10 protein-coding genes are annotated in these 12829 nt (G+C 63.2%); 4 read left to right on the forward strand and 6 right to left on the reverse strand.

Annotated elements, in window-relative coordinates; genetic code table 11:
* Positions 1-6: 6 nt before the first annotated feature.
* The 5 genes from ACW175_RS14925 to ACW175_RS14945 all read right to left on the reverse strand — a co-directional run bounded on the left by ACW175_RS14925 (position 7) and on the right by ACW175_RS14945 (position 5911).
* A complete protein-coding gene (locus ACW175_RS14925) occupies positions 7-1161 on the reverse strand; it encodes an acyl-CoA dehydrogenase family protein (RefSeq protein WP_492100834.1) in 1155 nt (384 codons plus the stop codon).
* Complete coding sequence (locus ACW175_RS14930) at positions 1158-2300, reverse strand: amidase (protein ID WP_492100835.1); 1143 nt, start codon at positions 2298-2300, stop codon at positions 1158-1160. The genes ACW175_RS14925 and ACW175_RS14930 overlap by 4 nt, the downstream gene beginning before the upstream one ends.
* A 234-nt stretch (positions 2301-2534) precedes the next feature.
* The gene (locus tag ACW175_RS14935) at positions 2535-3281 is read right to left on the reverse strand and encodes a class II aldolase/adducin family protein (RefSeq protein ID WP_492104973.1); all 747 of its coding nucleotides are present in this window, start codon (positions 3279-3281) and stop codon (positions 2535-2537) included.
* Between the two features lie 5 nt (positions 3282-3286).
* Entirely contained in the window at positions 3287-4639 is a 1353-nt protein-coding gene (locus ACW175_RS14940) for an MFS transporter (protein WP_492100836.1), read from the reverse strand.
* A 201-nt stretch (positions 4640-4840) separates the two neighbouring features.
* A complete protein-coding gene (locus ACW175_RS14945; protein WP_492100837.1) occupies positions 4841-5911 on the reverse strand; it encodes an alpha-hydroxy acid oxidase in 1071 nt (356 codons plus the stop codon).
* A gap of 373 nt (positions 5912-6284) precedes the next feature.
* Here ACW175_RS14945 and ACW175_RS14950 point away from each other — a divergent pair, with 373 nt between their 5' ends.
* Positions 6285-6797, forward strand: a complete 513-nt coding sequence (locus ACW175_RS14950; RefSeq protein ID WP_492100838.1) for a MarR family winged helix-turn-helix transcriptional regulator — start codon at positions 6285-6287, stop codon at positions 6795-6797.
* Between the two features lie 274 nt (positions 6798-7071).
* Here ACW175_RS14950 and ACW175_RS14955 read toward each other — a convergent pair whose 3' ends face one another.
* Positions 7072-9465, reverse strand: coding sequence for an arylsulfatase (locus tag ACW175_RS14955; protein WP_492100839.1), 2394 nt, complete (start codon positions 9463-9465; stop codon positions 7072-7074).
* A 179-nt stretch (positions 9466-9644) separates the two neighbouring features.
* Here ACW175_RS14955 and ACW175_RS14960 point away from each other — a divergent pair, with 179 nt between their 5' ends.
* The 3 genes from ACW175_RS14960 (at position 9645) to ACW175_RS14970 (ending at position 12816) form a co-directional block, all read left to right on the forward strand.
* Positions 9645-11156, forward strand: a complete 1512-nt coding sequence (locus ACW175_RS14960; protein WP_492100840.1) for a sulfatase-like hydrolase/transferase — start codon at positions 9645-9647, stop codon at positions 11154-11156.
* Positions 11157-11296: 140 nt separating this feature from the next.
* On the forward strand, positions 11297-11770 hold the full coding sequence (locus ACW175_RS14965) for a MarR family winged helix-turn-helix transcriptional regulator (RefSeq protein WP_492100841.1): 474 nt from the start codon (positions 11297-11299) through the stop codon (positions 11768-11770).
* Between the two features lie 17 nt (positions 11771-11787).
* On the forward strand, positions 11788-12816 hold the full coding sequence (locus ACW175_RS14970) for a formylglycine-generating enzyme family protein (protein ID WP_492104974.1): 1029 nt from the start codon (positions 11788-11790) through the stop codon (positions 12814-12816).
* Positions 12817-12829 lie beyond the last annotated feature (13 nt).

Here is a 12829-nt window from a genome sequence, read left to right on the forward strand (position 1 = left end):
GTTCGATCAGGGAAAACCGGGCGCCGCGTCGAGACCCAGCAGGATCTTGCCGGCATTCTCCCAGGTGCCATCGGCCAAGAACGCGTGCTGGGGCACCACCATGGCGTCCTGCAGGTAGCGGGCGATCGGATGGCCTGCGGCGATGCCGGTCGTGCCGCTCAAGCGATGAACCGTCGCGGCCACGCCGGCGGCGACGTGCGCGGCGTTGGTCGCGGCAAGGCGCAGAAGCGAGCGTGTCTCGACATCCAACTCATCGCCCCGTTCAAGCGCCGCGAAGGCGGTGTCCGTCGTCTCGTAGAAAAACGCCCGGGCCGACCGCAGCGCCGCCTCGGCCTTGGCGACATCGGCCTGCACATAAGCCCGGTTCGCGAGCGCCGGCGCGCCGGTGATCGACGCCCGACCACCGGCCAGTTCGATCAGGCAATCCAACGCGGCGCGGGCGATGCCGAGCCCGACGACCGCAAGCACCTGCGCGGCCAGGGGCATGGACGGATAACGGTACAAAGGGGTGTTCAGACTCGACGGACCGCCGCGAACGAAGGTCCATGCCGCCGGCACGACGACCTTGTCGACCACCATGTCATGGCTGCCCGTGCCCTGCAGGCCCGTGACGTTCCAGTTATCGACGATCTGGACCTGCGAGGCCGGCATCACGGCGATCAACGGCAGTCCTCCGGTCGGTCCGCCGCCGTCAACTCGAATGCCGACACCGATCAGGTCGGCGCCGCGACACCCAGACCCCCAACTCCATCGCCCGGAAACCTCAAGCCCACCGGCCACCGGTGCCGCCACCTGCGGCGGGAAAATGCCGCCGGCGAAAACAACGTCCGGTCCATCGGCATACATGGTTTCAAGTGTATGGAGCGGCAACGCACTCAAATAGACCGCCGAAAAGCCAAAGCTCGCGACCCAGCCTGTCGAGCCATCGGCCTGACTGATCCTTTCAATCAGCCGCAGGAAGTCGGAAGGCGACATCTCGTCGCCGCCGAAGCGTTTGGCCACCATCGCGCGAAACACCCCGGCCTGCTTCATCAGCTCGACGACGTCGGCGCTGATGAAGGTCTGCGCAGCGAACTCGGCGCGCCTGGCGCGCGCGACCGACAGCAAGCGCTCCATCGCGTCAGCCCGATCGACCGGCCAGGAGATCTCGGCAACCTTCATTGGTTCTGTTCCTCTGCAATTTCGGAAATCGCGCGCTCGACCCATCGGCCAAACGCACAAACCGTTTCATCCTCGCCCCGTCTGCCGATCACCTGGATCCCGATCGGCAGCCCTTCGGGCGTGATCACGGGAATGGTCAGCGCCGGGTGGCCAGACAGGTTGAAGGGCCGCACCAGCGCCGTCATGCGCAGCGCGCGGGCGGCGTCCGCCGCCTCATCCGCACGCAGGGCGAAGCACGGCATGGTCGGCATGATCAGAACGTCGTGGCCCTCAAGGAGCGCATCGACCTCTTGGGAGAAGAGAACGCGCACACGCTCGGCCTCTTCGAGCCGCGCGGCGTCAACGGACGCCGCCGCCCTGAGCCGAGCCTCGACATCGGCGCCAAGGCGGCCGCTTTCCAGCAAGTGACCGAAGGCCGCATAGGTTTCGGCGGCGATCACCGCAATGTTCGCGGCGTAGGCCGCTTCCAGCCCGTCCAACGAGGCTTCCGCAGCAGGCGGGCCCAGGTGCCCAACCGCCGCGTCGAACGCGCGCTGGACCTCAATGTCCACGCCTTGCGCCCGCACGCGGACATAACGAAATGTGCCATCGGCTCTGGGCGAATAATCGGCGGCCAGGATCACCATGGCTTTCTCGATCATCGACATCGATCGGGCGAAAGGGCCGATACAGTCGAGGGAGGAAACACGGGGCCATGCCCCGTCTCGGCTCACGCGATTGAAAGTCGGCTTCAGACCGAAGACCCCGCAACAGGCCGCAGGCGTGCGGATCGACCCACCCGTGTCGGCGCCGATGGCGAAGTCGACCAAACCTTCGGCCACCGCCACCGCCGAGCCGCTTGAGGATCCGCCAGGCACCCTGCCCGGGGTCAGCGGATTGACGGGTGAACCGGCCCAGGCATTGATCCCCGTCACGCCATAGGCAAGTTCGTGCATATTGGCCTTGCCGACGATGCGGCAATTGGCGCCAAGTAAAGCCGCCACGACTTGGGCGTGGCGCTCCGCGGGTGGGGCGTCGCTGAGAGCGGCGCTGCCGGCGATTGTCGGCATGCCGGCGATGTCGAGACAGTCCTTGACCGCGACAGCCAAGGTGCCGTGGCCAAGATCGGTCCTCGTGAAGATTGCGCCATGCGTCGACATAGGAAGACTCGTATCCTGTTCAATTGAAAAGTCAAGTATATGGGATTTGATTTCGCCGCCTGATTGGGACCGGGGGTGCCTGACCAGCCCGGCCATGAAAACGTGCCCGCTCAGATCCCCCTCCAAGCCGGCCTCGATCTCATATGGCCGCGACATGTCGGCTAGGCCGCTGATCCATGCGGAACGTCGAATAGAAAGCGCAAAACACCTCGTCCCCACGGGGGATGACCCTCATTAGGGTTGATGCCAGGCCACCGGCTTGACCTTGCGCATCGCGCGCACCTGACTCTCAAAGAGCAGAGCGGCGAACCGGTCGCTATCATTCAGGCGGGCGGCCGAGATCCGACACCGCTCCTGGACCTCGTCGCTGATCTTCCGGTCCGGCCCAGGGATCGCGCCGGTTTGGCATTGGACCTCGGCGGCGCGCTGGGCGATGTAATGCAGCATAAAAGTCGAGGCGACATCGCGCTCACACACGGCGATCCCGTGGTTGCGCAGGACCAGGACATGCTTGTCCCCAAGACTGGAAACCATGCGATCACGCTCGTCGGCAAACAAAGTAATGCCTTCGAACTCGTGGTAACCCACGCGGCCGATTAACTGTGCGCCATAGAAGTTGTTGTGGTCGAAGCCGCCCTCCTTCATCGCCACCGCGCAGATGGGGATGGTGTGGGTGTGGGCGACGCAGTGAACATCGTGACGGTGTGTATGGATCGCCCCATGCAGCGCAAAGCCCGCAGGGTTGGCGGGATAGTCCGATTGACCAACCAGTTCGCCATTAACATCCACCACCAACAGGTTCTCGGGCGTAATCTCAGAATAGTTCAGGCCAAAAGGATTGACCAAGTACCGGCCACCCTCTGGCAGCCGCAACGAAATGTGGTTGAAGATCAGCTCGTGCCAGCCGAAATATTCGACCAGGTGATAGAAGTTGGCCAGGTCGTGTCGAAGCTTTCGCTCTTCATCGGAAAAGGACATCACGTCAGTCAAGCTCCCGTCTTATCGCCAACTTGTGCGCGTACATGCCGAGGCATCAATCCAAGCGCCGCGGTGACGATCAGCATCGCCGCGCAAAGGAAAAGGAAGAAAGCGGCGGGCCCGGCGCCAACCAGAACCGCGCCGACATACGAACTGGCAATCGCCCCGAGACGACCGATCGCCAGCGCCGCCCCCACCCCGGTGCCGCGCATCTGGACCGGATAGGCGTTGGCGGCAATCGCGAAGAGCATCGGTTGCAGGCCGGCAATGAAGAGACCCGCCAGGAAGACGGTGGTCAACAACAGGCTCACACCCGCATGGGCGCTGAAGGCGGCCAGTGTTGCAAGACAAGCGGCGACGCCTGCGGCTCCAAAGCCCACGGTCAACCCGCGCGAACCGAACCGATCGATAGCGAGGGCGCCGAACAGCGCGCCGGTCATTCCGCCAAAATTGAAGGCGGCCAGCAAGCTCCCGCCCACCGCCACGCCAAACCCCTGGCCCGCGGTGAGCGTGGGCAGCCAATTGAAGACGGTATAGGCCGTCGTCAGGACGCCGAGAAACTGCACCCAAAGCAAGAGGCTGGGGAGGCGCTCTGCGCCCGTCAGCAATGCGCGATATCCAATCTTCCGCTCCCCGCCCTCGCCCCGGGCCTCAGCGCCGTCGAGATCCTCACCGCCATCGGTGAGCACCACGCCCATCTTCGTTGCGATACGCTCCAATTCGACGCGTCGACGAGGGCGTCCGGCGAGGAAATGCGGCGACTCCGGCAGCAGGAGCAAGATCACGACCGCCAGCATCAGCGGCAGCATGCCGCCGACCAAGAAGAGCGCATGCCAGCCATGGAGCGGTAGGAGCCATGCCGAAAGGAGCCCCGCCAAAACACCTCCGGCCGGCGTGCAAATCATGCCCAAGGTGACCATGAAACTGCGTCGCCGCAGCGGCGTGAATTCGGAAAGTAGAGCCACCGCGCTGGGCAGCGCGCCGCCCAGCCCCACTGAGGCGATCAGTCGGCTGACCAGAAAAAGCGTCATGCCTTTTGCAGCGACCGTGAGCAGCGTTCCAGCGCCAAACAGAACCATACTCGCGATAAGCGTGGCCTTGCGCCCAAATCGGTCACTGAGCCAACCATTGATCGCCGTGCCGATGGACATGGCGACGAGCCCAAAGCCAATGACCGGCACGAAGGCCTCGCGGGGCAAGCTCCACTCGCGCATGAGCGTGGGGATCGTGACGCCCAGCAATTGGATGTCCAGGCCGTCCAGAACGACCGCAAGGATCGCCAACGCCGCGGCGCGCTTTTGAAAGCCCGTCCAGCGCCCCTCGTCCAGAGCCTTGCGAAGCGCGGTGACGCCCCCGGTCATCGGACACCCATACCTGCGCGCCGCGACGCGCTCTCAAGCTGTCGAGGCGACGACGGCGATCGGCTTGAACGACTAGTCCTCATGTCTCACCAACTCCCCAGCCTAGGTTCGCACTTCCGGACCACCTAGCCACCGTGATCCACGGCCTCATCGTTTTCTAAGATGCAACAACGGTCAAATACTTTCAATTGAATATTCAATCTATGGGCAGAGATCGCCGTCGCCCAGCAGAGCGCGGCCGCGCTCGTACTCCTGGCGCAGGATCGTCAGCGCTCGAGCCGCGCCGATCTCCCCCGCCGCCGCCACCCCGTAGAGAGTCGCACGGCCGCCCATGACCCCATCCCCCCCGAGCAGGGTGGCCTTGAGGATATCCGCGCCCCGTCGTACGCCCCCCTCAACCAGAACCATCGCCCCAGCTCCCAAGGCGTCACGAACAGTTGGCAGAAGAGCAACGCCGGGCACGGCGCCGTCCAGCTGACGCCCGCCGTGATTGCCCAGCACCACGCCATCCGCGCCGATCGCCGCGGCGCGCACAGCGTCCCCGACGTGCCCCACGCCCTTGATCAACAGGCTTCCGGGCCAGAGCGCTCGGACCCTCTCGAGCTGCGCCCATGTGACCTGCGGCGCCATGTTGCTGCGAACCCACCGACTTGCCGCGAGCAAGTCACCACCGCCGTCGCCCAGCCATTCGGCGAGGTTTGGAAAGCCAGGAAGCCCATGTCGGTAGACCCGCGCCAGCCAGCGCGGGTGCAGCAAGACGTCAACCTTGGCGGCGAAATTGGGCTTCGCCTCGGAATCGTATAGCCGCGCGTTCCACTCCCGGTTGCCAAAGGTGTTGGCGTCTATGGTGACGACAAGTGTCCGCACGCCCGCGGCGAGCGCGCGTTCAAGCAAGGCTTCCACGAAGCCCATCTCGCTGAAAATGTACAATTGGAACCAGTGATCAAGACCAGGAACTTGGGCGATCGCCTCGATTGGGAGGTTTGACACCGTGCTTTGCGTGAACGGAACGCCCGCGACGGCCGCGGCGCGCGCCAAGGCCAGGTCCCCGTGACGCCAGTACAAGCCGTTGAGACCGGTCGGCGCAATCACATAGGGAAAAGGCAAATGAGCGAGCGCGCCCGCTCTTCCCGCAATTTCCCCGCTAACCGCGAGTCGTGGTTGAAACCGCAGATGTTCGAACGCGGCCCGGTTGGCGTTTAACGAGATTTCATCTTCTGCGCCGCCTTCAAGGTACTCCGCCGCGATTGAGGGCAGCTGACGCAACGCCATGGCGCGTAGTTCCGTTATGGAAAGCGCCTGCGATGGCTTTCCGCTGTTGCGGTAACGCCGAGACGGTAGAAGGTCAGGCCCCATCACGCTCTTGCCCCCTGAAACGAGGCAAGCGAGCCCAAATCTCGCTTCAAGCGGGAAACAGTCAAATTCGGACCTCCGATGGAAATCGGGCTACGAAGCCGGGCCAGCGACACTTCAGAAAATCGCCGTCGCGCCATGGAGGCCATGACCACAGGGCAGTTCAAAGCCATCACGCGATCTGATATCGTGTCACTCAAAGAAATTGACTTTTCAAGTGATTTTAACTTAGGCCGGCAGGGGCCGTCCACGCCCTAGGCGCCAACCGGCGCGGAACGTACAGGAACATGGAATGAAGCAAGCCGAGAAGGTCAGGCCCAAGGACGTGAAAGCAAGGAACAACGGCGTGGCGTTGAATCCCGAGTCGGACGGCAGCGAGTTCGAAGCGCGCGACTGGCCGTTTTTCTGGCTGACGCACGCCACCGGGCTCTATCTCAGCCGTCTGGAGAAGGGCCTCAAGAAAGTCGGGCTCGATATCGGACGCTGGCGTGTTCTGATGTGCATCCAGCCTGGTCATGCGCGGGGCGTCAGCGAGATCGCTGAGTTGGCGATTGTTAAGCTGCCCACGATGATGAAACTCATCCAACGCATGGAAAGCGAAGGTTTGGTTCTGTGTGAGGCGCGCGTGAGCGATGGCCGCGTCACCGAGGTGTCGCTAACCGAGTCGGGACTGGAAGCCCGACAACGCGCCTGGAAGACGGCCAGCAAGATTTTCTCCCAGGTTTTCGCTGAGCGTGACGGCCTAGACTTCGATGCGCTAAACAAGCTGCTGCGCCGTGTGGTGGCTCGTCTGGACGATCATTGACACGCGCGCTTGACCTGTTGACGGCCGGCTCTCGCCGCCACCGCGTCTTGCCTACCGATCGCCGGAGCGTCCTTCGAAACGCCTGAGCCTTTCACGGTATCGCGCGGGGCGGACCGCGCCCGCCGCAGGTCGGCGAGCTGCGCATTTGGCCAGCGTGACTGATGACCCCAAGATGGACCAGAGCCACTCCAAGGTTACATCAAGAGCCGCGAATCTGCCTCGCATTGTCTTTGCGCAAGGCAGTTTCGCGGCCAGGCCGCCGGCGGCTGGACGGCTATTTAGTCTCCAGCAATTCGACGCTCACCTTGTCGATTTCACCCGCAAAGGCGCCAAGGCCCTTGTAGCGGCGCGTCACGGGCGTTCCGGTGTCCTTGCCGATATCGAAGGTTTCGCCCTGCCCGGCCGGTCGCACGATCGTGCGTTCGACCCGACCGCAATCGGGAGCCGCGCCGTCGATCGCGACGCACATCCGTCCGCCGCTGAACGCTTCGGCGCTATCACGCTCGAACGTAAGGGTCACCTTCGCCGGCGAAGGGCCAACCGCCTGTCGGGAGGTGACCGAGAACTGATCTTCAGGAGCCGTGGACCGCGCCTGAAGGGCGACGACATGACCGTTCTCAAGGAACAGGCTCCAGCCGCCAAACCAACTGCCACGCGCGAGGATGACGCCGGTGTCGTCGTCGCCTTTGGGACGGATGTCCGCCGTGACCTTGAAGGAAGCTCTAGCGAAGGACGGAGCGACGTTCTCGGCGACGCTTAGATCCTTGCCCCAGTAGACATAGGTCCGACGCCGATCAGCGAAGGCCTCCCGCGCCGCCTGCTGGCGCGATCTGTCCGTACGATCGTCCAGAGGATAGACATGGTTTTGTTCGGCTTGGGTGTTCCACAGCGCCTTCAGTTCCTGCAGCTTATCCGGATATTTCGCCGCCAGGTCGCGTGACTGACTAAAGTCGCTGCGCAGATCATAGAGCTCCCACTCGTAGTCCTTATCCGGATCACCGCCGATATCCGCGAACTGCCAGGGCATGCGGCGTGGCGTCGTACTGGCCAGCCAGCCGTCCTTATACATCGCGCGCGACGCAAACATTTCGAAGTACTGCTGGGTGTGGCGCTCGGGCGCCTTGGCGTCGTCCAGCGCATAAAGAAGACTGGTTCCGTCAAGAGGCTGCTGATCGACACCGTCAACGCGGATGGGAGCCGGTACGCCGGTGGCCTCCAAGATCGTTGGCGCAATGTCGGTGATATAAGAAAATTGCCGGCGCACTTCGTTCGTCTGGCGACCATGACCCCGCCAACTGACGACCAGGCCGTTGGTCATGCCGCCTAGGTGGGACGCGACCTGCTTATACCATTGGAACGGCGCATCCACCGCCCAGGCCCACGGCGCCGGATAGGACGACTGCGTGATCTCGCCGCCCATGACCTTGACGGCGCCGTCGATGTCGTCGGGAATGCCATGAACGCCGTTTCCATAGTGGCCAACTTCATTTTGAGTGCCGTCCAGCCCGGCCTCGGCGCTGGCGCCGTTGTCGCCCTCGATGAAGATGACGAGCGTATTGTCCATCTCACCCATACGCTCGATCTCGTCGAGCAGCTTGCCGGTTTGCGCGTCCTGATAGGCGAGCATCGCGGCGAATACTTCCATGTGCCTTGCGAAAAGACGCTGCTCCTCGGGCTTGATCGAGGACCATGCGGGCAGAACGTCCGGACGGGGCGTAAGGCGCGTGCCCGGCGGAAGAATGCCCAGCTTCATCTGCCGAGCGTAGGTCTGCTCCCGCAGCTTGTCCCAACCTTGATCGAACTGACCCTTGAAGCGCGCGACCCACTCGTCCGGGACCTGATGCGGCGCGTGGGCGCTGCCCGGAGCCAGATAGAGGAAAAAGGGCCGGTCGGGGGCGTTGGCGCGTTGCTGGTGCAGCCAGTGGACCGCGTCGCGCGACAACGTCGCGTCGAGCGTCTCGCCATCGGGAAGTGGATCGTCAACGGGCGTCGTATTGCGATAGAGGCGCGGATGCCACTGATCGGTGGATCCAATCATGAAACCATAGGAATAGTCGAACCCCAGCCCGTTGGGCCACTGGGTAAAAGGGCCGGCGGGGTTATTCTCCCAGGTCGGAATATTGTGGTGTTTGCCGAAATGCGCCGTGCTGAAGCCATTGTCGCGCAGCACGCGCGCGATGGTCGCGGCATTGCGCGGAAACACCGAAGAGTATCCAGGATAGCCCGAGGCAACATCCGTGATCGCGCCCGCCCCGACATTGTGCGGATTTCGGCCAGTCAGAAGCGCCGCGCGCGTCGGCGAACACATCGCCGAGGTGTGAAAATTGGCGAAACGCACACCTTCCTGCGCCAGATGGTCGAGGGCCGGAGTCGGCACTGGGCCGCCGAACGTCGAGCTGGCGCCATAGCCAACATCGTCGGTCATGATCAGCAGAACGTTGGGCGCTCCCTTGGGCGCTTGCACCTTGCGTGGCCAGTCCGGCGTCGAGGCCTTCGCGGTATGGGCGATCACGCCGGAGAAGGGCTTCTGCGCAACGGGCAGGACAGTCCTGTCGACGGCGAGCCCCGCCACCGGGCTCACTTGAGCCAAAGCCGCCGCCCCCGCGGCAAGCGACGAGCAGACGGTCGCACACAGCACAACTTTCAAACGGCGGGCGGCAAAAGGCATGGCGATCTCTCCGTCAACGCACAAGGCGGATCATCGATATTTAGAGCCCATATCACTTGAACATTCAATTATTCATTGCAGATGCGGCTGCATATGTTAGCTCTTGCCGTCGCGGTTCCTGGCTAGCGAGTTTGTCACGGCCAGTCCGAAGCGCGCACAATTCGATTGGGAGTCATCGAATGTCGAAGATCGTGGGCAAGGTGGTCCTTTTCCTCTCCTCCGCGTTGGCGATCGCCATTCCGACCGCCACTCTTGCCAAGCCGGCAGGCGCCAAGGCGACGGAAAGTTCGCGCACCGCGCCGAACGCCCGCCCCAACGTCATCGTCATTCTTGCCGATGACCTGGGCAATGGCGACGTAACGTCCTACGGAAATCCCTGGATCGAGACCAAGAACATCGACAGCATCGGCGCGCAGGGCGTCAAGTTCACCAGCGGCTATGTGTCCGCGCCGCTTTGCAGCCCCTCTCGCGCCGGCCTGATCACCGGGCGCTATCAGCAGCGCTTCGGCTTCGAGCAACAGGTTTCCTCGGGCGCCTTTCCCGAACTGCGCGAGGTGCGCGACGACAACGGCCGACTGGCTCCGCTGCAGGGCGAGGCGGAGTTTCTTCGCCGCGGCGTCCCCGCCAATGAGCGCAATCTCGGCGAAACGTTCAAGGCTGCCGGATATGCCACGGGTGTAATCGGCAAGTGGCATCTGGGCCATGCCCCCGAGTTTCAACCGCAGAGCCGCGGCTTCGACTATTCCAACGTCTTCTACGGCAATACCAGCATACAATACGGCGACCTCTCCAACCCAGACTTCATCAGCCTCAAGGTGGACTTCCACGATGAGGCGCCGTTGACGGCTTGGTCCCGCGCCGGCCTCAACGGCATTCGCGAGAACGGCAAGGTCATCGAGGTCAATCAGTACCTGCTCGAATATTTCCGGGACCGCGCGGTCGATTTCATCGAGCAAAACAAGAACAAGCCGTTCATGCTCTACCTGCCAATGAACGCCCCGGTTCCTCCGCTGCAGGTGCCGATCGGCTATTTCGAGAGCTTGCGCTCCACCATCCCCAACATCAACGTGCGGGCCTACAACGCCTTGTTGCTCGCGCAGGATCAGGCCGTCGGCGCCGTGCTCGATAAGCTCAAGGCCACGGGTCTCGACAAAAACACCATTGTTGTCTTCCTGAGCGACAACGGTGAGGCGTTGAGCCGGCCGGGCAGCAATGCGCCCTATTCGGCCGGCAAGTACTCCACCCATGAAGGCGGCATCCGCGTGCCCTTCATGATTAAATGGCCCGGCCGCATCCCGGCGGGCGAGGTCTACGACAAGCCGGTCATTAGCCTGGACATCCTGCCGACCGTCGCGGCCGCCGCCAATGTTTCGACATCGGCTTCGCAGCCCCTCGATGGCGTCAACCTGATGCCCTTCCTCGAAACCAAAGACCCGGGAACACCGCACGAGGCGCTGTTTTGGAAACTGGGTCAGGAATCGGCGGTGCGCATGGGCAAATGGAAATTGTGGCTCAACACCAAGAAGGGCGAGAGCGCGTTGTATGATCTGGACCAGGACGTTGCCGAAAAGGGCGATCTGAGCGCGCAATACCCGCAGATCAAGGCCGACCTTCAGGCCAAGTATGACGCCTGGAACGCCACGCTGCCCCCGCGCCGCTGGACCAATATTTCGCCCGTCTTCGGAAAATAGGAACGCCGCGCCAAAAGCCGTTGTCCGTATCGCGCAGGTTGGCTGGGCGATACGGGCGGAATTGCCCCCTCTCACCAGCATCAGGGCCGAGGTTGCCCGGTCCGCGTCCGTGGTCACTGATCAAGGCTAGGATGTTTCCAATGGTCGCTGACTCCGAAGCTCTATCGACTGACCTTGACTTGGAACTATTCCTTCCCCAGCGCGTCGCCATGCTATCGCGCTTGACCCAAGGCGTTCTGGGCGGCGCCTTGGCCGAATGTGGCCTGACAATCGCCCATTGGCGCATCTTTCATTGCCTCACGCGCCTGGGTCCGAGCGATCTTAACACCATCGCCGACTATGCCGTTCTCCCTCAATCCTCTCTCAGCCGATCTGTCGCGAGGTTGCGCAAACTCGGCTTGGTGACGAGCGAGCGGGCGGCGTGGAACCGTCGCCACCTGCAGATTGCAATCACCCCATCCGGACGTGAGCGACTTGGCCATGCCGTCACGACCGTCCAGCAGCGTTGGCGCCAGACATCTCCGCTCTCCCCCGGCGAGGAACGAGCCTTTATTGCCAGGATCAACGGCGTTATCGAGGCCCTCCTCGCTCACCGCCGGGAGGCAGAAAATTGAGCAGAAAATTGACCGCCTTGAAGTCTGCGTCCCGCGCCGGCCGCGAGCGACTAGAGGACATGCGCCGCATAGACGGCGGAAGCTTCTCCATGGGGTCGAACGACTTCTACCCCGAGGAAGCGCCGGTGCGCCGCGTGCGGGTAAGCGCGTTCTGGATTGACGAGACGCCGGTGACCAACCAGCAGTTCGCGCGCTTTGTCGATCAGACCGGCTACCGCACCGTCGCCGAAACCCCTCCCGATCCACGCGACTATCCCGGGATGGATCCAGCGCTAGTCCAAGCCGGTTCGCTGGTGTTTCGCGCGCCCTCAGGTCCCGTTGATCTTGGAAATCCAGCGGCCTGGTGGGATTTTTGCATCGGTGCGGATTGGCGACATCCGCTAGGACCGGATAGCACGCTGGACGCGCTGGCGGATCATCCCGTGGTGCATGTCTCGCATATTGACGCGGCCGCCTATGCGCGATGGGCGGGCAAGAACCTGCCCACGGAAGCCGAGTGGGAACTGGCGGCGAAGGGCGGCCACGACGATGGTCGCCCTTACGCCTGGGGAGACGCCCTGGCGCCGGAGGGCGCCATGCTAGCCAACTACTGGCAGGGCCGCTTTCCCTACGACAATAGCAAGCTGGATGGCTGGGAGCGAACATCGCCGGTCAGAACCTATCCGCCCAACGGCCATGGTCTGTTCGACCTGATCGGGAACGTCTGGGAATGGACGGAGGACTGGTGGTCGCTTCCAAACCCACGCGCCGTGCCGGTTAAGAAGAAGCCGGGCAGTTGCTGCGCCCTCCCCGATCCGCGCGGCGGAACGCTCAGAGGCAGTCTCGATCCAGCGACGCCCGACATTCCAATTGGTCGCAAGGTGATCAAGGGCGGTTCGCATTTGTGCGCTGAAAACTACTGCCAACGCTATCGTCCGGCGGCCCGGCATCCTCAGACGATCGAGACATCGACCAGCCACATTGGCTTTCGGTGCGTCGTGCGGGAAACAGCGCCACGAGCGGCCCGCCCCTCACGCGGGCAAGGGCGACCGAGACAATTTCGCTAGGGCCCCCCTTTTG

This window comes from Caulobacter sp. FV1ye6ST, assembly GCF_058681225.1.